The organism is Sphingopyxis solisilvae, assembly GCF_015475875.1.
In the GTDB taxonomy this organism is placed as follows: domain Bacteria; phylum Pseudomonadota; class Alphaproteobacteria; order Sphingomonadales; family Sphingomonadaceae; genus Sphingopyxis; species Sphingopyxis solisilvae.
Genome location: NZ_JADKYM010000016.1, coordinates 48981 through 70479, shown reverse-complemented (window position 1 = coordinate 70479; position 21499 = coordinate 48981). Strand labels below are relative to the sequence as shown.

At 66.3% G+C, this 21499-nt stretch carries 25 protein-coding genes; 18 read left to right on the top strand and 7 right to left on the bottom strand.

The window, feature by feature from the left end; translation table 11 throughout:
* Nucleotides 1-39: 39 nt before the first annotated feature.
* Nucleotides 40-606: an HNH endonuclease gene (locus IR187_RS12075; protein WP_194954862.1), complete on the bottom strand. Its 567-nt coding sequence runs from the start codon at nucleotides 604-606 to the stop codon at nucleotides 40-42.
* 170 nt (nucleotides 607-776) lie between these two features.
* On the opposite strand from IR187_RS12075, the gene gluQRS reads away from it, so the two are divergent.
* The 8 genes from gluQRS (at nucleotide 777) to IR187_RS12035 (ending at nucleotide 7628) form a co-directional block, all read left to right on the top strand.
* Nucleotides 777-1640, top strand: a complete 864-nt coding sequence (gene gluQRS / locus IR187_RS12070) for a tRNA glutamyl-Q(34) synthetase GluQRS (RefSeq protein WP_194954861.1) — start codon at nucleotides 777-779, stop codon at nucleotides 1638-1640.
* Between the two features lie 9 nt (nucleotides 1641-1649).
* Nucleotides 1650-1874, top strand: coding sequence for an HIG1 domain-containing protein (locus IR187_RS12065; protein WP_120217513.1), 225 nt, complete (start codon nucleotides 1650-1652; stop codon nucleotides 1872-1874).
* Between the two features lie 26 nt (nucleotides 1875-1900).
* Nucleotides 1901-2482: a cob(I)yrinic acid a,c-diamide adenosyltransferase gene (locus IR187_RS12060; RefSeq protein ID WP_194954860.1), complete on the top strand. Its 582-nt coding sequence runs from the start codon at nucleotides 1901-1903 to the stop codon at nucleotides 2480-2482.
* Nucleotides 2483-2722: 240 nt separating this feature from the next.
* The gene (gene egtB / locus IR187_RS12055; RefSeq protein ID WP_194954859.1) at nucleotides 2723-3982 is read left to right on the top strand and encodes an ergothioneine biosynthesis protein EgtB; all 1260 of its coding nucleotides are present in this window, start codon (nucleotides 2723-2725) and stop codon (nucleotides 3980-3982) included.
* A gap of 1 nt (nucleotide 3983) precedes the next feature.
* Nucleotides 3984-4970, top strand: a complete 987-nt coding sequence (gene egtD, locus IR187_RS12050; protein WP_194954858.1) for an L-histidine N(alpha)-methyltransferase — start codon at nucleotides 3984-3986, stop codon at nucleotides 4968-4970.
* 95 nt (nucleotides 4971-5065) lie between these two features.
* On the top strand, nucleotides 5066-5932 hold the full coding sequence (locus tag IR187_RS12045; RefSeq protein WP_194954874.1) for a 3-hydroxyacyl-CoA dehydrogenase NAD-binding domain-containing protein: 867 nt from the start codon (nucleotides 5066-5068) through the stop codon (nucleotides 5930-5932).
* 37 nt (nucleotides 5933-5969) lie between these two features.
* The gene (locus IR187_RS12040) at nucleotides 5970-6458 is read left to right on the top strand and encodes a hypothetical protein (RefSeq protein ID WP_194954857.1); all 489 of its coding nucleotides are present in this window, start codon (nucleotides 5970-5972) and stop codon (nucleotides 6456-6458) included.
* 27 nt (nucleotides 6459-6485) lie between these two features.
* Entirely contained in the window at nucleotides 6486-7628 is a 1143-nt protein-coding gene (locus IR187_RS12035) for an epoxide hydrolase family protein (RefSeq protein ID WP_194954856.1), read from the top strand.
* Nucleotides 7629-7640: 12 nt separating this feature from the next.
* On the opposite strand, the gene IR187_RS12030 is transcribed toward IR187_RS12035, so the two are convergent.
* From IR187_RS12030 to IR187_RS12020, 3 genes are all read right to left on the bottom strand, one after another.
* Entirely contained in the window at nucleotides 7641-7961 is a 321-nt protein-coding gene (locus IR187_RS12030) for an MliC family protein (protein WP_194954855.1), read from the bottom strand.
* A 13-nt stretch (nucleotides 7962-7974) separates the two neighbouring features.
* Entirely contained in the window at nucleotides 7975-8586 is a 612-nt protein-coding gene (locus IR187_RS12025; RefSeq protein WP_194954854.1) for a beta/gamma crystallin-related protein, read from the bottom strand.
* 107 nt (nucleotides 8587-8693) lie between these two features.
* Nucleotides 8694-10037: a NupC/NupG family nucleoside CNT transporter gene (locus IR187_RS12020; protein WP_228765892.1), complete on the bottom strand. Its 1344-nt coding sequence runs from the start codon at nucleotides 10035-10037 to the stop codon at nucleotides 8694-8696.
* Between the two features lie 117 nt (nucleotides 10038-10154).
* On the opposite strand from IR187_RS12020, the gene IR187_RS12015 reads away from it, so the two are divergent.
* From IR187_RS12015 to IR187_RS11990, 6 genes are read left to right on the top strand one after another with little or no spacing between them, the layout of a single operon-like run.
* The gene (locus tag IR187_RS12015; RefSeq protein ID WP_194954853.1) at nucleotides 10155-10832 is read left to right on the top strand and encodes a queuosine precursor transporter; all 678 of its coding nucleotides are present in this window, start codon (nucleotides 10155-10157) and stop codon (nucleotides 10830-10832) included.
* Entirely contained in the window at nucleotides 10829-11737 is a 909-nt protein-coding gene (gene argB, locus IR187_RS12010) for an acetylglutamate kinase (protein WP_194954852.1), read from the top strand. The genes IR187_RS12015 and argB overlap by 4 nt, the downstream gene beginning before the upstream one ends.
* Nucleotides 11738-11781: 44 nt before the next feature.
* Nucleotides 11782-12081, top strand: coding sequence for a YggT family protein (locus IR187_RS12005; protein ID WP_194954873.1), 300 nt, complete (start codon nucleotides 11782-11784; stop codon nucleotides 12079-12081).
* 2 nt (nucleotides 12082-12083) lie between these two features.
* Nucleotides 12084-12986: a bifunctional methylenetetrahydrofolate dehydrogenase/methenyltetrahydrofolate cyclohydrolase FolD gene (folD, locus tag IR187_RS12000; protein WP_194954872.1), complete on the top strand. Its 903-nt coding sequence runs from the start codon at nucleotides 12084-12086 to the stop codon at nucleotides 12984-12986.
* The gene (locus IR187_RS11995; protein WP_194954851.1) at nucleotides 12986-13663 is read left to right on the top strand and encodes a hypothetical protein; all 678 of its coding nucleotides are present in this window, start codon (nucleotides 12986-12988) and stop codon (nucleotides 13661-13663) included. The genes folD and IR187_RS11995 overlap by 1 nt, the downstream gene beginning before the upstream one ends.
* Entirely contained in the window at nucleotides 13660-14286 is a 627-nt protein-coding gene (locus tag IR187_RS11990; protein WP_194954850.1) for a MarC family protein, read from the top strand. Before IR187_RS11995 ends, IR187_RS11990 begins: the two co-directional genes overlap by 4 nt.
* 51 nt (nucleotides 14287-14337) lie before the next feature.
* On the opposite strand, the gene IR187_RS11985 is transcribed toward IR187_RS11990, so the two are convergent.
* Nucleotides 14338-15024, bottom strand: coding sequence for an OmpA family protein (locus IR187_RS11985; RefSeq protein ID WP_194954849.1), 687 nt, complete (start codon nucleotides 15022-15024; stop codon nucleotides 14338-14340).
* Nucleotides 15025-15244: 220 nt separating this feature from the next.
* On the opposite strand from IR187_RS11985, the gene IR187_RS11980 reads away from it, so the two are divergent.
* Nucleotides 15245-16567: a hemolysin family protein gene (locus IR187_RS11980; RefSeq protein WP_194954848.1), complete on the top strand. Its 1323-nt coding sequence runs from the start codon at nucleotides 15245-15247 to the stop codon at nucleotides 16565-16567.
* Between the two features lie 280 nt (nucleotides 16568-16847).
* On the opposite strand, the gene IR187_RS11975 is transcribed toward IR187_RS11980, so the two are convergent.
* Nucleotides 16848-17480: a hypothetical protein gene (locus tag IR187_RS11975; RefSeq protein ID WP_228765890.1), complete on the bottom strand. Its 633-nt coding sequence runs from the start codon at nucleotides 17478-17480 to the stop codon at nucleotides 16848-16850.
* A 46-nt stretch (nucleotides 17481-17526) separates the two neighbouring features.
* Nucleotides 17527-18819: a phosphoribosylamine--glycine ligase gene (purD, locus tag IR187_RS11970; protein WP_194954847.1), complete on the bottom strand. Its 1293-nt coding sequence runs from the start codon at nucleotides 18817-18819 to the stop codon at nucleotides 17527-17529.
* Between purD and xseA the strand changes: the two genes are divergently transcribed.
* The 3 genes from xseA (at nucleotide 18818) to IR187_RS11955 (ending at nucleotide 21466) form a co-directional block, all read left to right on the top strand.
* On the top strand, nucleotides 18818-20242 hold the full coding sequence (gene xseA / locus IR187_RS11965) for an exodeoxyribonuclease VII large subunit (RefSeq protein ID WP_194954846.1): 1425 nt from the start codon (nucleotides 18818-18820) through the stop codon (nucleotides 20240-20242). The genes purD and xseA overlap by 2 nt on opposite strands.
* Nucleotides 20243-20318: 76 nt before the next feature.
* Entirely contained in the window at nucleotides 20319-20531 is a 213-nt protein-coding gene (locus IR187_RS11960) for a DUF2093 domain-containing protein (RefSeq protein WP_194954845.1), read from the top strand.
* On the top strand, nucleotides 20531-21466 hold the full coding sequence (locus tag IR187_RS11955; RefSeq protein ID WP_194954870.1) for a M23 family metallopeptidase: 936 nt from the start codon (nucleotides 20531-20533) through the stop codon (nucleotides 21464-21466). The genes IR187_RS11960 and IR187_RS11955 overlap by 1 nt, the downstream gene beginning before the upstream one ends.
* Nucleotides 21467-21499: the final 33 nt, after the last annotated feature.

The following is a 21499-nucleotide window of genomic DNA, read 5'->3' as shown; positions in this document are numbered from 1 at the left end:
CCCTAATGAACCCCATCTGTCCGGCCCGTTGCCGGTCTGTCAGCCTTCCAGCTCGACATCCCAATACAGCCAGTCGATCCAGCTTTCGTGCAGATAGCCCGGCGGAAAACAGCGGCCATTGTCCTGTAACTGCCAACTCGTCGGCCGCCACGGCTGGCGGTGGATCGGCATATGCGCCTGTTGCGGGGTGCGCCCGCCTTTTTTCAGGTTGCACGGCGCGCAGGCGGTGGTGACATTTTCCCACGTCGTCCGCCCGCCCAGCCGCCGCGGCACGACATGGTCAAAGGTCAAATCCTTGCCCGACCCGCAATATTGGCAGGCAAAACGGTCGCGCAGGAACAGGTTGAAGCGGGTGAACGCCGGATGCTGCGACGGTTTCACATATTGGCGGAGCGCGATGACGCTGGGGATCGGCATCGTCCGCGTCGGCGAATGGATCTCGCGCTCGTAATTTTCGACGATGGTGACGCGGTCGAGGAAAACCGCCTTGACCGCGGTCTGCCACGGCCACAGGCTGAGCGGATAATAGCTGAGCGGCGTGTAATCGGCGTTCAGGACCAGCGCGGGACAACTATCAGGATGCCGGGCAAGATCGGGATGAAACATGGCTTGGTAACGCTGCCCCCTTCGCTTCTCGGGATGGCGCGCCACTGCCTTCCCTGCGTGACACGATCATTACATGCCGCATCAGATTCTGACGTCAAGGGGGCATCTGCCGCAAGATATGGAAGGATAATGATGACGTCGGCACAGTATATGGAGTTTTTACCACGGCGATGCTGACCCGTTTCGCGCCCAGCCCCACCGGCGACCTCCACCTTGGCCACGCCTATAGCGCGGTGCTGGCGCATGACGCGGCGCGCGCGGCGGGCGGTACCTTCTTGATCCGTATCGACGATATCGACGGCAGCCGCTCGCGCGAGGATTATGTCGCCGCGTCGCTCGCCGACCTCGCGTGGCTGGGCATCGACTGGGACGGTGCGCCGCTGCGCCAGTCGGACCGGCTCGGCGCTTACGCCGCCGCGCTCGATACGCTGCGCGCTCGGGATCTCGTCTATCCCTGTTTCTGCACCCGCGCCGACATCGCCGCCAGCCTTGCGGCGCCGCACGGGCCCCCAAATGGACCGGCAGGTGCGATCTATCCCGGTACCTGCCGCGACCTCCCCACGACCGAGCGCGAACGGCGGATGGCGACCGAGCCGCATTGCTGGCGCCTCGACATGGCGCGCGCGGTTTCAACCACCGGCGCGCTGACGTGGGAGGAACAAGGGCAGGGGGTGCGGACCGCCGAACCGACGACGCACGGCGACATCGTCCTTGCGCGCAAGGACGCCCCCGCCAGCTATCATCTCGCCAGCACGCTCGACGATGCCGCGATGGGGGTCACGCATATCATCCGCGGCGCCGACCTGATCGCCGCGACCGACGTTCACCGCCTGCTCCAGGCGCTGCTCGACTTGCCGACCCCGCTATATCGCCATCACGCGCTCGTCTGCGGCGCCGACGGCAAAAGGCTGGCGAAGCGCGACGCCGCGGCCTCGCTCGCCTCGCTCCGCGCGGCGGGCGTGGTCGGCCCGACGCTCGCCGCCGATCTCGCCGCCGGGCGGCTTCCCACTGGTTATTCGCTGCAAATGCCCTAAATAGGGGGCATGAACATTCTGCTGATCATCGGCGTCGTCGTGGCGGCCGGCTTCGTCCTGTTCTCGCTCGCGCGGGGGCTCTTCTATTTTTCTCAAGGTCACCAGGCGGTGATCGACGGGAAAGTCGAGGAAAATCAGGTGATGCAGAACAAGATGATGATGGCGCGCGTCAAATGGCAGGCGATCACCATCATCCTGCTCGTGCTGATCGGCCTGCTCGCCGCGGGCGGCTGATCCTGCCGCCGCGCAGGCCTTGCTCGATGGTCAAACTCAACAAAATCTACACGCGCACCGGCGACGATGGCACCACCGGGCTGGTCGATGGCTCGCGTATCGCCAAATCGGCGCCGTTGATGGCGGCGATCGGCGACGTCGATGAAGCGAACAGTGCGATCGGGATCGCGGTTGCCGCGCTGCATCCGAACAGCGACGCCACCGCAATGCTGGTGCGGATCCAGAACGAGATGTTCGACCTTGGCGCCGACCTGGCTACCCCCGCCGACATCCAGTTCGGCTTCGGCCCGCACGACATGGCACTGCGCATCGTCCCCAGCCAGATCGCGCGGCTGGAGGACGAGATCGACCGCATGAACGACGATCTCGACGCGCTCAAAAGCTTCATCCTGCCCGGCGGCACCGACGCCGCCGCGCGGCTCCACCTCGCCCGCGCGGTGACGCGCCGCGCCGAACGCGCGGCGGTCGCGGCCGGCGCCGATCGCGACCTCAACCCGCTCGCGCTGACCTATCTCAACCGCCTGTCCGACCATCTGTTCGTGCTGACGCGGCACCTCAACGCTGCGGCGGGCGGCGATGTGCTGTGGAAACCGGGCGCGACGCGGTAACCGCATAATCCTCCCTGTGCCGTAGGCATGGGGAGGTGGGAGCGGCGCAGCCGCTGACGGAGGGGCTAGACGCGACGTTGCTGCCCCTCCACCACCGCCTCCGGCGGCGGTCCCCCTCCCCATGGCTTCGCCACAGGGAGGATCGATGCTGTTCCCTAAATGTTCTAGACATCTCGTCCCCGCGTAACCATATTCCTCCCTCATGCGAAACCGAATCGCACCGCGGGGGATTGTCTCATCATGGCCAGCCAAACCGACGTTTCGCCCATCACCAACGCGCTCGCGCAGCGCTTCGCGGCCACGCGCCGCCTGTCGCTCGACCTTGTCGCGACGCTGTCCGACGCCGACGCCAGCGCGCAGTCGATGCCCGACGCCTCGCCCGCCAAATGGCATCTCGCGCACACGACCTGGTTTTTCGAAACCTTCGTCCTGCGCGACCATGTTCCGGGTTATCGGCTGTTCGACGATCGCTACGCCTATCTGTTCAACAGCTATTATGAAGCCGAAGGGCCGCGCCACGCGCGCCCGCAGCGCGGATTGCTGACCCGCCCGTCGCTCGATGACATCCGCATGTGGCGCGCGCATGTCGACACCGCGGTGCAGACCGCCTTGCCCGATCTGCCCCCCGCCGCACTGACGCCGGTCGAGCTTGGCATCCAGCACGAGCAACAGCATCAGGAATTGCTGCTCACCGACATCAAGCACCTCTTCGCGCAAAACCCGCTCGGCCCAGCGGTGTGGGAAAAAACGGCAATCGCGAGTGAAGTTGCGCAGTTTTCCGCCATGAAATGGATCGAGGGCAAAGTCGGCGTGGTCGCGGTCGGGCACGGCGGCGACGGCTTTGCCTTCGATTGCGAAGGCCCGCGCCACGATAGCCTCCTCGCCCCGCACGCGCTCGCCAGCCGCCCGGTCAGCAACGGCGAATGGCAACAATTTATCGCCGACGGCGGCTATCACACCCCCTCGCTGTGGCTCAGCGACGGCTGGGCGTGGGTGCAAAGCGAAAGCATCGAAGCGCCTGCCTATTGGGACGGCGATCGCCAGTTCACCCTGGCGGGCTGGCAGGCGATCGACCCCGCCGCCCCCGTCAACCACATCAGCTTTTTCGAAGCCGACGCCTTCGCCAGCTGGGCAGGCGCGCGGCTGCCGACCGAGTTCGAATGGGAAGCCGCCGCAGCGCGCCTCGATCCGGCCTCGGGGCAGCAGTTCGACGCCGCCGGACCCGTGCAGCCTGCCGCGGCGGCCGATGACGCCGATCTGCAACAGATGTTCGGCAGCGTGTGGGAATGGACCGGCAGCGCCTATCGCCCCTATCCCGGCTTCCGCGCCGCACCCGGCGCGGTCGGCGAATATAATGGCAAGTTCATGAGCGGCCAGTTCGTGCTGCGCGGCGGCAGCTGCGCCACCCCCCGCGGCCATCTGCGCGCCTCCTACCGCAACTTCTTTTACCCCCACCAACGCTGGCAATTCACCGGCGTGCGGTTAGCCAAGGATCTCTGACATGGGCGTTGTTCGCAATCTTCGGCAGGTCGATGCCGATGCGGCCGGGGTCGATATCGCCTTCCGCGCCGACGTCCATGCGGGCCTGTCGCAGGCGCAAAAGGCGATTCCGGCGCGCTGGTTCTATGATACGACGGGCTCGGCGCTGTTCGAGGACATCACCGCGCTCCCCGAATATTATCCGACGCGCAGCGAAACCGACCTGCTCACCCGCCACGCCGCCGACATCGCCGCGGCGGTCGGTCCGGGCCGTGCGGTCGTCGAGCTCGGCTCGGGCAGCTCGACCAAGACCCCGCTGCTGCTCGGCGCGATCGCGCCTGCCGCCTATGTACCCGTCGATATTTCGGGCGATTTCCTGCGCGACAGCGCCGCGGCGCTCGCCGCGCGCTTCCCCGGCCTGCCCATCTATCCGGTCGAAGCCGATTTCACGCAGCGCGTCGCCATGCCGCGCGAGATTTGCCCGCTGCCCAAGCTCGGCTTTTTCCCCGGCTCGACGATCGGCAATATGGTTGCGCGCACCGCGATCGACCTGCTCCGCAACTGGCGCGAGGCGCTCGGCGAGGAATCTTTGCTGCTGATCGGGATCGACCGGATCAAGGATATTGCGGTGCTGACACGCGCCTACGACGATCCGGCGGGGGTCACCGCGGCGTTCAACCTTAACCTGCTCGAACGGATCAACCGCGAACTCGGCGGCGACATCCCGGTCGATAATTTCGCCCACCGCGCGATCTGGAACGATGTCCATGCGCGGATCGAAATGCATCTCGTCGCCGCATGCGACATGGATTTTACCGTCGACGGCCGCGACTATCATATGGCGGCGGGCGAGACGATCCACAGCGAGAACAGCCATAAATATGGGCCGCGCGACGCCAATCTGTTGCTCCGCGCCAGCGGCTGGACCCCGGTTGCGACGTGGGATGACGTCGACCCCTCCTTCGCCCTGGTCCTCGCCGAAGCAACCGCCTTCCGCTCGGCCCCTTGACGGCGACAACCGATGACGTAGGGCAACCACCAAATCGTCATCCCGGCCTTCGCCGGCATGACGGATGGGGTTTCAAGGGTGTGGAGAAAACTATCATGATCGTCGGCGTCATCGGGGCAGGGCAAATGGGCGCGGGGATCGCGCAGGTGTCGGCGGGCGCCGGTCACGACGTGCTGCTCTCCGACATCGACCTCGCGCGCGCCGAAGCGGGCAAGGCAGGGATCGCCAAGGCACTCGGCCGCCTCGTCGCGAAGGAAAAGATGACGCAGGGCGACGCCGATGCGTTGCTCGCGCGGATCACCCCGGTCGCGGACCACAGCGCCTTCGCCCCCGCCGGCCTTGTCATCGAGGCGGCGACCGAGCGCGAGGAGATCAAGCGCGCAATCTTTGCCAGCGTCGGCCAGCATCTGTCCGACACCGCGATCCTCGCCAGCAACACCAGCTCGATCCCGATCACCCGGCTTGCGCAGGCATCGCCCGACCCGGCGCGCTTCATCGGGGTGCATTTCTTCAACCCGGTGCCGGTGATGGGGCTGATCGAACTGATCCGCGGCCTCGCCACCAGCGACGAAACGCTCGCCGCGGTCGAGGCCTATGGCCGCGGGCTCGGCAAGGAAATCGTTCACGCCAACGACGCGCCGGGTTTCATCGTCAACCGCGTGCTGATGCCGCTGATCAACGAGGCGGTATTCGCGCTTGGCGAAGGCGTCGCGACGATGCAGGACATCGACGCCGGCTGTCGGCTCGGGCTCAACCACCCGATGGGTCCGATCACGCTCGCCGACTTCATCGGGCTCGACACCTGTCTTGAAATCATCCGCGTCCTGCACAGCGGCACCGGCGACCCGAAGTTTCGCCCTGCGCCGCTCCTCGTCCAATATGTCGAAGCGGGCTGGGTCGGCAAAAAGGCGGGTCGCGGCTTTTACGACTGGACGGGAGCCGAACCGGTTCCGACGCGTTAGCGGATTGGCTGTCAGGGGGCAGCGAAGGAGGCATCAGATGCACAAAGGGATTTTCGCAGCTTTATACGCCGCCGCGCTGGCGGCGTCAGTGACCGCTTACGCGCAGCAGGGCGCGCCGGAAGATTCGACGATCAAGGACACGGCCAATCAAGTGACCGAACCGTTCGATGGCAAGGAAGCGCCCGCCAAGCTGGTCGCTATCCAGGCCGATCCCTATTCGCTGGCTGGGCTGGGCAAATGTTCGGCGATCATTCAGGAAGTGACCGAACTCAACGAGGTGCTCGGCCCCGACGTCAACGAAATCGTCGACAAGGACCGCGAAAAGAAACGCGAGGAAACCGCGGGCCGCGTCGCGGGCAGCCTGGCCGGATCGCTCATCCCGTTTCGCGGCCTGATCGGCGAAGTCACCGGTGCCAACGCCGAACGGCGGCGTTATGCTGCGGCGGTATACGCGGGGACCGTAAGGCGCGGGTTCCTGAAAGGCGTCGGCCTGCAACGCGGCTGCAAGGCGCCCGCGCGGCCCTGATTCGCCGCGCTTGGGGGAGGGGGTGCCATGGACGTCGCCAATATCCGCAGCTTCACCATCGATGTGCCCCAATCGGCGCTCGACGATCTCAAAGACCGGCTGGCGCGGACGCGCTGGCCCGAAAAGGAAACGGTGGGCGACTGGGATCAGGGCATCCCGCTCGCTTATGCGCAGGAACTCGCGGCCTATTGGCGCGACGAATATGATTGGCGCAAAGTCGAGGCGCGGCTCAACGCGCTGCCCAATTATCTGGCGACGATCGACGGGCTCGACATTCATTTCCTCCACATCCGGTCGGTCAATCCGGCGGCACGGCCGCTGGTGCTGACGCATGGCTGGCCGGGATCGGTACTCGAATTCCTCGATGTCATCGAACCGCTGGCGGCGGACTATCATCTCGTCATCCCGTCGTTGCCCGGTTATGGTTTTTCGGGGAAGCCGAGCGAGGCGAAATGGAGCGTCGAGCATATCGGCGCGGCTTGGGACGCGCTGATGGTCGCGCTCGGTTACGACCGATATTTCGCGCAGGGTGGCGATTGGGGCAGCGCGGTGACCTGTGCCATCGGGATGCACCACGCCGATCATTGCGCCGGGATCCATGTCAACATGGTGGTCGGCGCCCCGCCGCCCGACCTGATGAGCGACCTCACGGATAGCGAAAAACTCTATCTCGCGCGCTTCGCCTGGTATCAGGCGAAGGACAGCAGCTATTCGACCCAGCACGCGACAAGGCCGCAAACGATCGGCTATGCGCTGACCGACTCGCCCGTTGGCCAGATGGCGTGGATTGCCGAAAAATTCCATGGCTGGACCGATTGCGGGCATCAGCCGGGCGGCCAGTCGATCGGCGGCCATCCCGAGAAGGCGCTATCGAAGGATGCGATGCTCGACACGATCAGCCTCTATTGGCTGACCGCGAGCGCGGCGTCGTCGGCGCGGCTGTACTGGCACAGCTTCCGTAATTTCGCCGCGGGCGAAATATCGGTGCCGACAGGGTGCAGCCTGTTTCCGAACGAGATCATGCGGCTGTCGCGGCGCTGGGCCGAACGGCGTTATACGAATATCGTCCACTGGAACGAGCTGCCCCGCGGCGGCCATTTTGCCGCGTGGGAACAGCCCGAGCTGTTCGTCAGCGAGGTGCGCGCCGCGCTGGCGAAGATGGCGCTTTGACCCGGGCGGGGCTCAGCGCGGCACCGCCACCTGGCGGCAGGTTTCGGGCGACGAACGCAGCGCGGTGTTCCACATCGCCTCGTTGCCCTTGGTATGCAGCCGCCAGCCAGCGCGGTTCTCGTAGATCGCGCCGCTCGCCGCCGGGGTGGACCGCATCAGTTGCGCGCGGGCGCCGTTGACGCCAACCAAGGCGCCATTCTTGACGAAATCGACCTTCAGCCGGGTGCCGCGGTCGCATTCATAATAGGTGCTGACCCCCGGGCCGCCGACCGAGGCGCAGGCCGCAAGCAGCAACACCGAACCGCCGAGCGCTATGAATTTCAGCTGTTCCATGGCCATTCTCCCCTCAATAGCCCGACCGGACGCACAGCACGTCGGCCAGATAGACGCGCCCGCCGATGGTTTCCATATGCTCGCGCGCCGACCCGTTCCAGCCGATCGAGCGGCACCAATTGTCCGCCGTGCGCGCCGCGCAGGCGGCGGTAGCCGAACCGGTGGCACAGGCTGGAACGCGGAAATTGCCGGTCGCCGGCTGGGTGTGGAATTCGGCGAAATTGCCGCGCGCAACCTGGTCGTTCGCGGGCGGGTTGGGGTTCCAGCCGCCGCCCGTCCCGACCGGGCGGATCGACTGGATCGTGATCCCGCGCAGCACGTTGTTCAGCATCGGCGTGTCGCGTTCGACGGTGCGGCAATTGCCGCGAAAGCGCGTCTTTTCGCAGAGTTCCCAGCGACCGCTGGCGACGCGGATCGAATTGACCGGCCAGGCGAGCCCCAGATCGGGCTTTTCCTCGCCGATGAACACGGCGGGGCCGCGATAGGCGGCGTCGCGATAAATCGTCGCCTCGGGCGGGCGGTACATTTTGTCTTCGGGAGGCTGGGCGTTCGAGGTGGCGAGGAGTCCCCCGCCGATCGCCACCGCTGCTGCGGCCAGGATCGACAAACGAAACATGGTTTTCATGGCAAACCTCCCTGTTGGCAAACGCGACCCGGGATTCGTTTTCTGGGTCAAGTTTACGCCAACCGGCGCCGGCTTGCAAATTATCCCATGCGGCTACGAGTCACCGTTCAGCGCGTCTCGGCGGGCGCTGCCGTTGCCGGATCGGGGGTCGCCGCCGTGGCTTCCACGGCAGGCGCAACCGTGTCGGTAGCGGGCGCGGCGCCCACCGGCGGGGCGATACCCAGCATCAGCCCGGCAAGCGCCGCCGACATCAGGTTCGACAGGCTGCCCGCGAGCAGCGCTTTCAGGCCCAGCTTGGCGATCATCGGACGCTGGTTGGGCGCCAGCCCGCCGGTGACCGCCATCTGGATCGCGATCGAGCTGAAATTGGCAAAACCGCACAGCGCAAAGGTGGCGATCGCAACCGCGGTCATCGACATGTCGCCCTGGACCTTGCCGAGGTCGATGAAGGCCACAAATTCGTTGAGCACGACCTTGCTGCCGAACAGGCCGCCGACGACCGCGCTTTCGTCCCACGGCACGCCCATCAGCCACATCACCGGACGAAAGATCGCGCCGATGATCGCCTGGAACGACAGGTCGGGATAGCCGAACCAGCCGCCGACCCCGGCGAGCAACCCGTTGGCGAGGGCAACGAGCGCGACAAAGGCGAGCACCATCGCGCCGACCGCGACCGCCAGCTTGACGCCGGTTTGCGCACCCTGCGCGGCGGCCATGATGATGTTGGCGGGTTTTTCCTCGTCATGGCTCGCCTCGGGCATGATGACGGGTTCGACGCCCAGATCCTTGGGATCGTCGGGCATCATGATTTTGGCCATCAGAATCCCGCCCGGCGCCGACATGAAGCTGGCGGCGAGCAGATAGGGCAGCAATTGTTCGCCGATCATGCTGGCGTAGGCGCCGAGGATGGTGCCCGCGACCCCCGCCATGCCGACGGTCATGATCGTGAACAGCTGCGGCGGGGTGAGTCCGGCGAGATAGGGGCGGATCACGAGCGGCGATTCGGACTGGCCGACAAAGATATTCGCCGCCGACCCCAGGCTTTCGACCTTGGTGATGCCGGTGATTTTCTGGATCGCGCCGCCGACCCATTTGATGATCAGCTGCATGATGCCGAGATAATAGAGGATCGAGATCAGCGAGGCGAAGAAGACGATGACCGGCAACGCGGCGATCGCAAAGCTGTTGGCGCCGATTTCGGGCGAGGCGAGCGGGCCAAAGATGAAATCGGTCCCCGCCTTGGCATAGCCGAGCAGGTTCGACACCGCGTTCGACATCGCCTGGATGATCGCGCGGCCCCACGGGGTGCCGATCACCAGCAGCGCAAATCCGGCTTGCAGCAGGAAGGCGGGAATGACGACGCGCAGGCGAATCCAGCGGCGGTTCGACGAAAACAGCACCGCAATCGCGAGCAGTGCGACGATGCCAACCAGACCAATCAGGCGTTCCATATTATGTTGCGTCCCCCGCACCCGTTGTTGCGCCCTGTCTAGCGGGCTTTGGCGGCGGGGCAAGTGCCGGTGCCACGCGCATCTTTCCACGCTCGGCAAAACCGACTATCGGGCGGCATGACCGATACCACTTCGACGGTGCTGCCGCGCACGCTTTCGCCCTCGCTCTTTCTTTTCACCATCATCTATGGCGGGATGGTGGTGCTCGCGGGAGTGCTGGGGAACAAGCAGGTGGCGCTGGGCGACTGGCTGGCGGTCGAGGCGGGGATCTTTCCGTTTCTGATGCTGGTTGCGCTGTCGAGCGCGGTGTCCGAACTGCAGGGTCAGTCGACCGCCAACAAGCTGGTGCTGTGGGGTTTCGTGCCGCTGGTGCTGTCGATCATGCTGACGGCGCTCGTGCTGGCGCTGCCGGCGTCGCCCAAGATGGAGCCCGCGCGATTGGCGGCGTTCGACACGATCCTGGGCCAAAGCCCGCGGCTGATGGCCGCCGGCATCGTGGCGTACGGGACCTCGCAATTTTTGAATGTCACCATCTTTTCCAAGCTGCGCGGGCGCGAAGGCGCGGGGACCGGGACCACCTGGCTCGCAATCCGCGGGGCGATCGCCAGCGCCTTGAGCCAGATCGTCGATACCCTGCTGTTCGTCACCATCGCCTTTTACGGCGTGTTCCCGATTGCCAATCTGATGGGCGGCCAGATGCTGGCCAAGGTCGCGCTGTCGATCGCCGTTATCCCCTTCGTCATCACCGGGTTGGTCGCGCTCGGTCGCAATCTCGACGCCAAGAACGGCGGATGATGACCATGACCGACCCGTCGAAAATGCCCGACCTGCTCGCCAAGGCCGAAACGCTCGTCGAGGCCTTGCCCTATTTGCAGCGCTACGCCGGACAGACGTTCGTGATCAAATATGGCGGCCATGCGATGGGCGATCCCGAGGCGCAGCGCGATTTTGCCGAGGATGTCGTGCTGCTGAAGGCGGTCGGGATCAACCCGGTGGTGGTGCATGGCGGCGGGCCGCAGATCGGCGCGATGCTCAAGCAGCTCGGGATCGAATCGACCTTTGTCGGCGGCCTCCGCGTCACCGACGCCGCGACGGCCGAGGTCGCCGAAATGGTGCTGGCGGGCAAGATCAACAAGGAAATCGTCGGCTGGATAGCGGGCCTCGGCGGGCGCGCGGTCGGCATTTCGGGCAAGGACGCCAATCTGGTGCTCGCCGAAAAGGTCAGCCGGACCGAGCCCGACCCCAATTCGGGGATCGAGCGCCACGTCGATCTGGGCTTTGTCGGTGAGCCGGTGGCGGTCGACCCGACCATATTGACCAATCTGGCCAGCGACAATTTCATTCCGGTGGTCGCGCCGGTGGCGCTGGGTGCCGATGGGGCAACGTACAATATCAACGCCGACACGATGGCGGGGGCGATCGCCGGGGCGCTGGGCGCCAAGCGGTTTTTCCTGCTCACCGACGTCGCCGGGGTGCTCGACAAGGACAAGAACCTGCTGACCGACCTCGACCGCGCGGCGATCGACGCGCTCAAGGCCGATGAAACGATCACCGGCGGGATGATCCCCAAGGTCGAAACCTGCGTCGCCGCGGTCGATGCGGGGGTCGAGGCGGCGGTCATCCTCGACGGGCGCATTCCGCACGCGATGCTGCTCGAAATTTTCACCGCAAGGGGTGCGGGGACGCTCATTCACCGTTAAGACGCCTGACAAACACGCTTTATGGAGATGCCGTCTTGTTTCTCATGTTCCTCCAGATCGTCCACATCATTCTGACGGTCCTGTGGTGGTTCATCATCGCGCAGGCGGTGATGTCGTGGCTTATCGCGTTCAATGTGATCAACACGCATAATGATTTCGTCAATCAGCTGTGGACGGTGCTCGACCGGATCACCGAGCCGCTGTACCGCCCGTTCCGCCGCATCATGCCCGATTTCGGCGGGCTCGACCTGACCCCGATGCTGGTGCTGATCCTGATCATCATCATCGACGGGCCGGTGCTCAGCTATCTGGCGCGCCTCGCCTATGCGAACGGCATGGCGTGACGATGATCGACACCGCGGCGCATGTGATCGACGGCAAGGCATTCGCCGCCGGTCTGCGTGCGCGGATTGCCGATGCGGTTCCCGCCTTCGTTGCCGCGACCGGACGGGCGCCCGGGCTGGCGGTGGTGCTGGTCGGCGACGATCCGGCAAGCGCGGTCTATGTCGGGTCTAAAGGCAAGGCGACGGTCGCCGCGGGCATGGCCAGCTTCGAACATCGCCTGCCCGCCACCGCGACGCAGGCCGAGGTCGAGGCGCTGCTGGCGACCCTCAACGCCGACGATGCGGTCGATGGTATCCTGTTGCAATTGCCGCTGCCCGGCCACCTTGACGAGCAAGCGGCGGTTGCGACGATCGACCCTGACAAGGACGTCGACGGGCTGACCCCGGTCAGCGCGGGGCGGCTGGCGCTCGGCATCCCCGGCATGGTGCCTTGCACCCCTTATGGCTGTTTGCTGTTGCTACATGACCGCCTCGGCGATCTGTCGGGCAAGGACGCGATCGTCGTCGGGCGTTCGATCCTGGTCGGCAAGCCGATGGGGCAGTTGCTGCTCGGCGCCAACGCAACGGTCACGATGGCGCACAGCCGCACCCGTGACTTGCCCCAACTGGTCCGCCGGGCCGATATCGTGGTCGCAGCGGTCGGCCGGGCCGAAATGGTCAAGGGCGACTGGATCAAGCCGGGCGCGGTGGTGATCGACGTCGGGATCAATCGCCTGCCACCCGCGGAGGGCGCGGCAAAGGGCCGGCTGGTCGGCGATGTCGACTATGCCGAAGTGCAGGCGCTGGCGTCGGCGATTACGCCGGTGCCGGGCGGCGTCGGTCCGATGACGATCGCCTGCCTGCTGCGCAACACGCTGGTCGCCGCGCACCGCCGCGCGGGGCTCGCCGATCCGGAGGGTTTCTGATGCGTCATCTGTTCGCCGCCGCGCTGGGTTTGTCGCTGCTCGCAGGCTGTACGTCGCAATATCCGGAAGATCTGCGCAACCGGCCGCTCGGCCCCAACCCGAGCGCCTTTATCGCGGCCGAGATCGGGTTTGCGCGGCTCGCGCAGCAAAAGGGGCAGTGGACGGCGTTTCGCGAAACCGCGCATCCCGACGCGGTGATGTTCGTGCCGCAGCGGGTAAAGGCGCGCGACTGGCTCAAGACGCAAAAGGACCCCGCTGAAGCGGTCAAGTGGCAGCCGCATGCGGTGTTTGTCAGCTGCGACGGCAACAGCGGCGCGACGACCGGCGCATGGCAGAAGGGGCCGGCGCACGGGTATTTCAGCACGGTGTGGATGCGCGATCCGCGGACGGGCAAGACCGACTGGATCCTCGACCATGGCGCCGAGCTGACCGTGCCGCGCGAAGCGCCGGATTTCATCGATTCGAAACAGGCGGTTTGCGGATCGCGGCCCGCGGTACCGATCGAGGCGGGCGGTGAAGGCGACGACATGGCGGTCGGCCTGTCGCCCGACCAGACACTCAGCTGGACCTCGACCGTGCGCGCCGACAAATCGCGGCGGATCACGGTCCGGATGTGGGACGGCAGCACCATGGCGACGGTGATCGACGACCAGGTCGCGGCGCCGGAACAGCCATGATCGACCTTTTCATCACCGCCTTTGTGACGTTGTTCGTCGTGATCGACCCGCCGGGGTGCGCGCCGATCTATGCCAGCCTGACCACCGGCGCGGGTCCGGCACAGCGCCGCGCGATGGCGATCCGCGCCACGTTGATCGCGGGCGGCATCCTGATCTTTTTCGCGATGTTCGGCGAGGCGTTGCTCAGCTTTCTGCACATCGACCTCGACAGCTTCCGCATCGCTGGCGGCATCATGCTGTTCATGATCGCGATCGACATGGTGTTCGAAAAGCGCACCGAACGGCGCGAACAGCGCGCCGAAAAAGTGGCCGCGTCGGATGTCGAGGATGTCTCGGTCTTTCCGATGGCGATGCCGATGCTGGCGGGGCCGGGGTCGATTGCCTCGGTCATGCTGCTGGTCGCGCAAAACAACGGGCTCGACCGCGCATTCGTGATCTTTGCGGCGCTGTTGCTCGTTCTGCTCATCACGCTGGCGGCGCTGCTTGCGGCCGGACCGTTGATGCGGTTCATCGGCAACAAGGGCGAAGCGGTGATAACCCGCTTGCTCGGGGTTTTGCTGGCGGCGCTGGCGGCGCAGTTCGTCATCGACGGGCTGAAAGCCAGCTTCCCGACGCTCGGCTAAAAAAAGGGGCGCCACCCGCAGGTGACGCCCCATTTTCCACGGGAATGGAAATCAGCGCGCGTTCACATCGGCCTGGGTTACCGGTGCGATGCGGATTTCGACGCGGCGGTTGCACTGATAATCGGCCTCGCTGCGTTCGGGCGCGCATTTCAGTTGCGATTCGCCAAAGCCCATCGTCGCCATGCGGGCACGCTGGATACCGCGACCAGCCAGATAGTCGGCGACCGACGAGGCACGCCGTTCGGACAGACCCTGGTTATAGCTGTCGCTGCCGGTCGAATCGGTGTGGCCGTAAACGTCGATATAGGTGCTGGGATATTCGACCAGTGTCGCCGCCACATTGTCGAGTGCGGTGCGGAACTGCGCCTTCACCATCGCGCTGTTAAGGTCGAAGGTGACGTCGCCGGGCATATTGAGCACCAACTGGTCGCCCTGGCGTTCGACGTCGATGCCGGTTCCGGCGGTGCGTTCGCGCAGCTTCTTTTCCTGCTGGTCCATATAATAGCCGACACCTGCACCCGCGACCGCGCCGATGCCCGCGCCGACGATCTTTTCGGTACGGTCGCTGCGGCCGCCGATCAGGTCGCCGAGCAGATAGCCGCCAAGCGCCCCGCCGACGCCGCCGATCGCGGCTTTGGAGATGCGCCGCTCGCCGGTTTCCGGATCGGTGACGCAGCCGCCGAGGGCGAGGGCCCCCATCGCGGCAATGGTGGTCAGCTTGATCGTCTTGATGTTCATCATGTTGCTCCCTTTTTTGGCGGGCGCATCTGGTCCTCGCGCAGGCCGCCGTCCATGCCGATAACATATGGCGGCGCATCTGGTTCCCGAATTGTGCTGAACCGCGGCTGATCGACGCGTTCAGCGGTCGGCCATTGTGCAGGGCGGTGTCTTTCGCATATAGGGCGATCATGAACGATCGATCCAGGGGCAGGGCGCGGCGGCGCCCCGACACCCGCGCATGACGCCTTTCCCCTGGTCCGACGTCGCGATCATCCTGATCCTGGTTTTGCTCAACGGCGTGTTCGCCATGTCCGAACTCGCCATCGTGTCGTCACGCGATCCGCGCCTGCAGGCCGCCGAAAAGCGCGGCAGCCGCGGCGCGACGATTGCCCGCCAGCTCGCGTCCGACCCCGGTCGCTTTCTGTCGACGGTCCAGGTCGGCATTACGCTGATCGGCGTGCTGACCGGCGCCTATTCGGGCGCGAGCCTGGGGCGGCCGGTCGCCGAACGGTTGCAGGCGCTGTTCGGTCTCGATGCGGCGACGGCGCTGACCACCGCTTTTGCGGTCGTAATCGCATTGACCACTTATGTGTCGTTGATCGCGGGCGAGCTGGTGCCAAAACAATTTGCGCTGCGCGCCCCCGAACGCATCGCGATCGTCGTCGCGCCGGTGATGTACTGGCTGTCGCGCATCGCTGCGCCGCTGGTGTGGCTGCTCGACACTAGCTCCGCGCTCGTGTTCCGCCTGTTGGGTCTGAACCGCGAGTCCGAGGACCGCGTTACTGCGGAGGAGTTGCATCTGATCGTCGCCGAGGCGTCGAAATCGGGGGTGATCGAGGAAAGCGAACGCGCGATCATATCGGGCGTCGTGCGCCTCGCGGACCGGCCGGTGCGCGAGGTGATGACGCCGCGCAAGGATGTCGACTGGATCGACCTGTCGCTCGACGCGCGGGCGGTTCGCGACAAATTGCTGGAAACGCCGCACAGCCGCCTGCCGGTAGCGCGCGGATCGGTCGACGAGCTGGTCGGCGTGGTGCAGGCACGCGACATTGCCGCGGCGCTGTTTGGTAGCGAAGCGATCGATCTGGAAAAACTGATCCGCCCGGCCAAGGTCATCCACGACCAGATCGACGCGATGGACGCGCTCGAGGCGCTGCGCGCCGCTGATGTGCCGATGCTGTTTGTCCACGACGAATATGGCCATTTCGAAGGACTGGTGACCCCTGCCGACCTGCTCGCCGCAATTGCCGGTGAATTTGCGTCCGATCAGGATATCGGCAGCGAGCCGTTCGTCGTCGAGCGCGACGACGGAAGCCTGCTGATTGCCGGATCGATGCCCGCCGACCAGATGGCCGAACGGCTGGGGATCGAGCTTGGCGAAGACCGCGATTATGCGACCGCCGCGGGTCACGCACTGGCGATCCTGAAACGGCTGCCGAAGGAAGGGGAAAAGTTTACCGACCGGGGCTGGCAGTTCGAGATCGTCGATATGGACGGACGCAAGATCGACAAGCTGCTCGTGACCGAGCTGTCGAAGCCCAAGGACGCCGACGAAGACTGACTCCGGAGCGGCGTTCACCCTTGGCTGGGTGAGGTCGGCTGAGGGGTGGGGAACTGCCGATCCTCCCCGGAACGGGGAGGGGGACCAGCGAAGCTGGTGGAGGGGTACAGGCGGTTTGCTTTACCGTTGCTGTAGTGCTCCGCTGCCAGGCTCCCGGCAAGTTTGACTCACCCCGTCAAGCGCTTCGTAAACCGCAAGCGCCCCTCCACCACCCTTCGGGTGATCCCCCTCCCCCGTCGGGGGAGGATCGCTTATGTGCGCTACCGGTCGTCTGCAAACCTCAGAGTTCGCCGCCGAGGGCTCCATATTTGGCTTCGAAACCGGCCTTGTCGCCGCGCGCCAGATAGCCCGCCTGATCGACGATATTGTCGCGCGTGATGCGGCCTTGAAAGGCGCCGAGCTGGGGGTCGATGGCGACAATATCCGCTTCGGTCCAGTCGGCGATCTGCTGGAAACTGGTGACGCCCAGTCCATTCAACAGCGCCACCATTTTCGGGCCGACACCTTTGATCAGTTGCAGATTGTCGATTTTGGCGACCGGCGGCGGTGCCGGTTCGGCGGGTGGCGGGGGCGCCGGTTCGGGGTTCGCCACCCCGGCAACAGGTTCTGGCGCAATATCCGGTTCCGGAGCGGGAGGCGGCGGCGGTGTCGCAGCGACCGGTTCGGGCGCGCGAGGTGGCGGCGCCTTTGCTATCGATGCCGGTGCCGGTTCGACCGGCTTGAATCGCGCCGGTTCGGCGGCGACGATATCGGGCTTGACGGGTTCGAGCGGTTTGCGCGGTTCGGCGGGCGGCGCGACCGGCGTTTCGGCGGGCTCAGCTCGCGTCCGGCCGAACAGAAACCACAGCAGCACGACCGCGACGACCAGGCCGACGACCGCGACGACCCAATTTTCCTGAAGCCACATCACCATGTCTTTGCTCCTGTTTTGGCCAGCCTATGCCGCGTGGCCGCGAACCTCAAGCCTCGCCGCCCGAACGCGTTTCGCGCGCGACCTCGCGCCACCCGATGTCACGGCGGCAGAAGCCGCTCGCGAAATCGATCCGGTCGACCGCCGCATAGGCGCGTTGCTGTGCTTCGGTCACCGTCCGGCCGGTCGCGGTGACGTTGAGCACGCGCCCGCCTGCGGCAACGATCCTATCGCCGTCGCGCGCGGTACCGGCGTGAAAGACGCGCACCCCGCCGCTTTCCGCCTCCGCGATGCCATCGATCGCACCGCCTTTTTCGGGGGTGGCCGGATAGCCATTCGCCGCCATGACGACAGTCAGCGCATAGCCGCTGGCAAAGGCGGGCGGCGATGCGGTCGCCAGTGCGCCGGTCGCAGCCGCGTAAAGCAGCGCGGCCAGATCGCCGGTATAGCGCATCATCAGCACCTGGCATTCGGGATCGCCGAAGCGCGCGTTATATTCGATGAGCTTCGGCCCCGCATCGGTCAGCATCAGCCCGGCGAACAGCACGCCGACATAGGGGGTGCCCTCGGCGGCGAGCGCGGCGACGGTCGGGCGGATGATGCGATCGATCACCTGTGCTTCGAGGTCGGGGGTAAGCACCGGTGCGGGGCTGTAGGCGCCCATGCCGCCGGTGTTCGGTCCGACATCGCCGTCGCCGACGCGCTTATGGTCCTGCGCGCTGCCGAACGCCATCACATTAGTGCCGTCGGACAGCGCGAAAAAGCTCGCTTCCTCGCCGGTCATAAATTCCTCGATCACCACCGCGGCACCCGCGCTGCCGAAGGCGCCGTCGAACATATCGGCGATCGCGGCTTCGGCGTCGGCGCGCGTCTCGGCGATGACGACGCCTTTGCCTGCGGCGAGCCCGTCGGCCTTGATCACGACGGGGATGCTGAAATCCGTGAGTGCGGCCAGCGCCTCGTCGGCGCTGGTGCAGCGGACATAGGCCGCGGTCGGGATGCCCGCGCGCGCACACAAATCCTTGGTGAAGCCCTTTGACCCTTCGAGCTGGGCCGCCGCGGCACCGGGACCAAAGACCGCGACGCCCTTTGCGCGCAGCCGGTCGGCAAGCCCCGCGACCAGCGGTGCCTCGGGACCGACGACGACAAAATCGATCGCATGCGCCGCGCAGGCGCCGATCAGGCCGTCGAGATCGTCGGCGGCGACCGCCAGGCATTCGGCAAACGCCTCGATCCCCGGGTTGCCGGGGGCGGCATAGAGCTTGCGGCAAGACGGCGATTGCGCCAACTGCCAGCTCAGCGCATGTTCGCGGCCCCCCGAGCCGACCAGCAGGATATTCATGTCTGTCCCTTTTCCCGATCCGGCGTCCGAAACCGACCCCGCGGCGCGGCTGTTAGCCGAGGCGACGTCCGGCGACAATGTTCCGCCGCTGTCGGTCAGCCAATTGTCGGCGGCGATCAAGCGCACGGTCGAGGACGGCTTTGCGCGGGTACGCGTGCGCGGCGAGCTGTCGGGCGCGAAACGTGCCGCGTCGGGGCATTTCTATGCGGCGCTGAAAGACGATAACGCGCTGATCGACATGGTGATGTGGAAAGGGCAGGCGGCGCGGCTGGCGTTCCGGCCCGAGGACGGGATCGAGGTGATCGCGACCGGCAAGCTCACAACCTATCCGGGGCGCTCGAAATATCAGCTCGTCGTCGATACGCTTGAGGTTGCGGGCGAGGGCGCCCTGATGCTCTTGTTCGAAAAGCTCAAGGCGCGGCTGGGCGCCGAGGGATTGTTCGATCAGGAGCGGAAGCAGGACTTGCCGCGCCTGCCACGGATCATTGGGGTCGTGACCTCGCCGACAGGTGCGGTGATCCGCGACATCCTCCACCGCCTGGCCGATCGTTTTCCGACGCATGTCATCGTCTGGCCGGTGCTGGTGCAGGGCGACGGCGCTGCGGCGCAGGTCGCGAAGGCCGTCCGCGGTTTCGATGCGCTGACACCCGACGGGCCGGTGCCGCGCCCCGACCTGGTGATCGTCGCGCGCGGCGGTGGGTCGATCGAGGACCTGTGGGCGTTCAACGAAGAGATCGTGGTGCGCGCGATCGCCGATTGCGGCATCCCGACGATCAGCGCGGTCGGGCACGAAACCGACACGACGCTGGCCGACTATGCCGCCGACCGCCGCGCGCCGACCCCGACCGCGGCCGCCGAAATGGCGGTGCCGGTGCGCGCCGAACTGCAGGAATTGCTGGCGACATGGAACGGCCGGATGATCGGCGCCGCCAATCGCCATCAGGCGCTGGCGAACGAACGGCTGACCGCGCTGGCGCGCCATCTGCCGCGGCGCGAGGCGCTCTATGCGCCGCAGCGCCAGCGGCTCGACGAAGCGGGCGACCGCCTTGACCGCAGCCAGCGGCAGCGGCTGACGATGGTTGCGGACCGGCTGGCGACGCGCGGCGCTGCGCTGCGCCCCGCATTGCTGGCGCGGCGCTGGGATCGGGACCGCGCGCGGCTGGAGGGGCTGGGGCGCCTGCTCGACAGCCTCGACCCGCGCGCCTTGTTGTCGCGCGGCTATGCGATGGTCCGCGATGCGGGTGGCGCGATCGTCACCACCGCCGCCCGCGCGCAAGACGCCGGGCACCTGCGATTGCAATTCGCCGATGGCGAGATTCTGGTTGCCTCCGCGGGCAGCGATCCGCCGCCGCCCGCCGCGCCGCGTCCTGCCCGCCGCCCGCCTGTCCCGCCGCCCAAAAGAGGACAGGGCGAGCTGTTCTGACATTGCCGGGGGTGGCCCCATCGTCGTCGGCTGCTATAGTGGTCGACGCCACTGAAGCTTTCCACGGACATAAATCATGCTGATCGCCAGCCGCAACCGCCTCGCCCGCCTCCACTATGGTCCTAACGGCTACCGCGTTCTCGAACCGGGCGATCACGTACTGTGCTCGGTGACCGGCGTGCCGATCGGGCTTGACGAGCTGCGCTATTGGTCGGTGGCGCGGCAGGAACCTTATGCGAGTGCCGCTATTTCGGTGCAGGCCGATCTGGACGCCGCGCGCGGCGCATGATGCGTCACCGATACCGGGGTCGTTGCGCCGCTGCCCTGCCGCTGCTGATCGTCGCTGCCAGTTGCGTACCCGCCGGAGAGGCGCCCGCGCGACCGGTTGCGTCGGTCGACACACCCGCGCGTCCGACGCCTGCACCCGCTGCGGCAGTCGCGCCGCTTGCGCCGCTGGCTCCCGGCGATTTCATCCTGCGGGGCGTCGCCGAGCAGGGCGCGGCCATGCTGGGGCAAGCGCCCGGGGGGACGCGGGCGCTGACGCTGGACGGACGGTCGATCGCGCTCGACCGCGATGGCGGTTTCCTGATCGCTTTCGACCGTGACGCCGCACCCGCGGCGCGGCTGGTGGCGACCTTGGCCGACGGGCGCAGCATCGCGCGCGACATCGCGGTCGCGCCGGGCGCGTGGCGGATCGAACGGATCAACGCCCCCTATCGCGGCAGCGCCGCGAGCGACGCCGATTTCGCGCGGCGGCGTCCCGCCGAGCTGGCGCTGATCGCCGCGGCGCGCGACATGCGGGTTGAATCGGACGGCTGGAAACAGCGCTTTCGCTGGCCGGTGACCGGGCGGCTGTCGGGCGTTTTCGGGTCGCAGCGCGTCTATCAGGGCCAGCCCGGCAGCTATCACAGCGGCACCGATATTGCGGTGCCCGCCGGAACGCCCTTCGTCGCACCCGCCGATGGCGTCGTCACGCTCGCGGCCGACGCGCCCTTTACCCTCGAAGGCTATCTGCTGATCGTCGATCACGGCATGGGGCTGTCGAGCGCCTTTCTCCATTGCCAGCGGCTCGACGTAAAGGTCGGCGACCGGGTCGTGCAGGGACAGGTGCTGGGGACCGTCGGAAGCACGGGGCGTGCGACCGGGCCGCATATGCACTGGGGCCTGAAATGGAATGACGCGCGGCTCGATCCCGCCAAACTCGCTGCGCCGATGGGCCGATAGGCAATCGGTTGTCGGCAAAAACTGGTTTCTATT

Excerpts from the sequence above, each read along its gene's own strand:
- IR187_RS12030 (WP_194954855.1), bottom strand. The coding sequence starts at position 7,961 with ATGGAACAGCTGAAATTCATAGCGCTCGGCGGTTCGGTGTTGCTGCTT.
- IR187_RS11990 (WP_194954850.1), top strand. The coding sequence starts at position 13,660 with ATGATCGACCTTTTCATCACCGCCTTTGTGACGTTGTTCGTCGTGATC.
- IR187_RS12020 (WP_228765892.1), bottom strand. The coding sequence starts at position 10,037 with ATGGAACGCCTGATTGGTCTGGTTGGCATCGTCGCACTGCTCGCGATT.
- IR187_RS12065 (WP_120217513.1), top strand. The coding sequence starts at position 1,650 with ATGAACATTCTGCTGATCATCGGCGTCGTCGTGGCGGCCGGCTTCGTC.
- IR187_RS11955 (WP_194954870.1), top strand. The coding sequence starts at position 20,531 with ATGCGTCACCGATACCGGGGTCGTTGCGCCGCTGCCCTGCCGCTGCTG.
- IR187_RS12005 (WP_194954873.1), top strand. The coding sequence starts at position 11,782 with ATGTTCCTCCAGATCGTCCACATCATTCTGACGGTCCTGTGGTGGTTC.
- egtD (WP_194954858.1), top strand. The coding sequence starts at position 3,984 with ATGGGCGTTGTTCGCAATCTTCGGCAGGTCGATGCCGATGCGGCCGGG.
- IR187_RS11960 (WP_194954845.1), top strand. The coding sequence starts at position 20,319 with ATGCTGATCGCCAGCCGCAACCGCCTCGCCCGCCTCCACTATGGTCCT.
- argB (WP_194954852.1), top strand. The coding sequence starts at position 10,829 with ATGATGACCATGACCGACCCGTCGAAAATGCCCGACCTGCTCGCCAAG.
- IR187_RS11995 (WP_194954851.1), top strand. The coding sequence starts at position 12,986 with ATGCGTCATCTGTTCGCCGCCGCGCTGGGTTTGTCGCTGCTCGCAGGC.
- IR187_RS12040 (WP_194954857.1), top strand. The coding sequence starts at position 5,970 with ATGCACAAAGGGATTTTCGCAGCTTTATACGCCGCCGCGCTGGCGGCG.
- IR187_RS12025 (WP_194954854.1), bottom strand. The coding sequence starts at position 8,586 with ATGAAAACCATGTTTCGTTTGTCGATCCTGGCCGCAGCAGCGGTGGCG.
- folD (WP_194954872.1), top strand. The coding sequence starts at position 12,084 with ATGATCGACACCGCGGCGCATGTGATCGACGGCAAGGCATTCGCCGCC.
- IR187_RS12035 (WP_194954856.1), top strand. The coding sequence starts at position 6,486 with ATGGACGTCGCCAATATCCGCAGCTTCACCATCGATGTGCCCCAATCG.
- IR187_RS12075 (WP_194954862.1), bottom strand. The coding sequence starts at position 606 with ATGTTTCATCCCGATCTTGCCCGGCATCCTGATAGTTGTCCCGCGCTG.
- IR187_RS12045 (WP_194954874.1), top strand. The coding sequence starts at position 5,066 with ATGATCGTCGGCGTCATCGGGGCAGGGCAAATGGGCGCGGGGATCGCG.
- IR187_RS11975 (WP_228765890.1), bottom strand. The coding sequence starts at position 17,480 with ATGGTGATGTGGCTTCAGGAAAATTGGGTCGTCGCGGTCGTCGGCCTG.
- gluQRS (WP_194954861.1), top strand. The coding sequence starts at position 777 with ATGCTGACCCGTTTCGCGCCCAGCCCCACCGGCGACCTCCACCTTGGC.
- egtB (WP_194954859.1), top strand. The coding sequence starts at position 2,723 with ATGGCCAGCCAAACCGACGTTTCGCCCATCACCAACGCGCTCGCGCAG.
- IR187_RS12060 (WP_194954860.1), top strand. The coding sequence starts at position 1,901 with ATGGTCAAACTCAACAAAATCTACACGCGCACCGGCGACGATGGCACC.
- IR187_RS11985 (WP_194954849.1), bottom strand. The coding sequence starts at position 15,024 with ATGAACATCAAGACGATCAAGCTGACCACCATTGCCGCGATGGGGGCC.
- xseA (WP_194954846.1), top strand. The coding sequence starts at position 18,818 with ATGTCTGTCCCTTTTCCCGATCCGGCGTCCGAAACCGACCCCGCGGCG.
- IR187_RS12015 (WP_194954853.1), top strand. The coding sequence starts at position 10,155 with ATGACCGATACCACTTCGACGGTGCTGCCGCGCACGCTTTCGCCCTCG.
- IR187_RS11980 (WP_194954848.1), top strand. The coding sequence starts at position 15,245 with ATGACGCCTTTCCCCTGGTCCGACGTCGCGATCATCCTGATCCTGGTT.
- purD (WP_194954847.1), bottom strand. The coding sequence starts at position 18,819 with ATGAATATCCTGCTGGTCGGCTCGGGGGGCCGCGAACATGCGCTGAGC.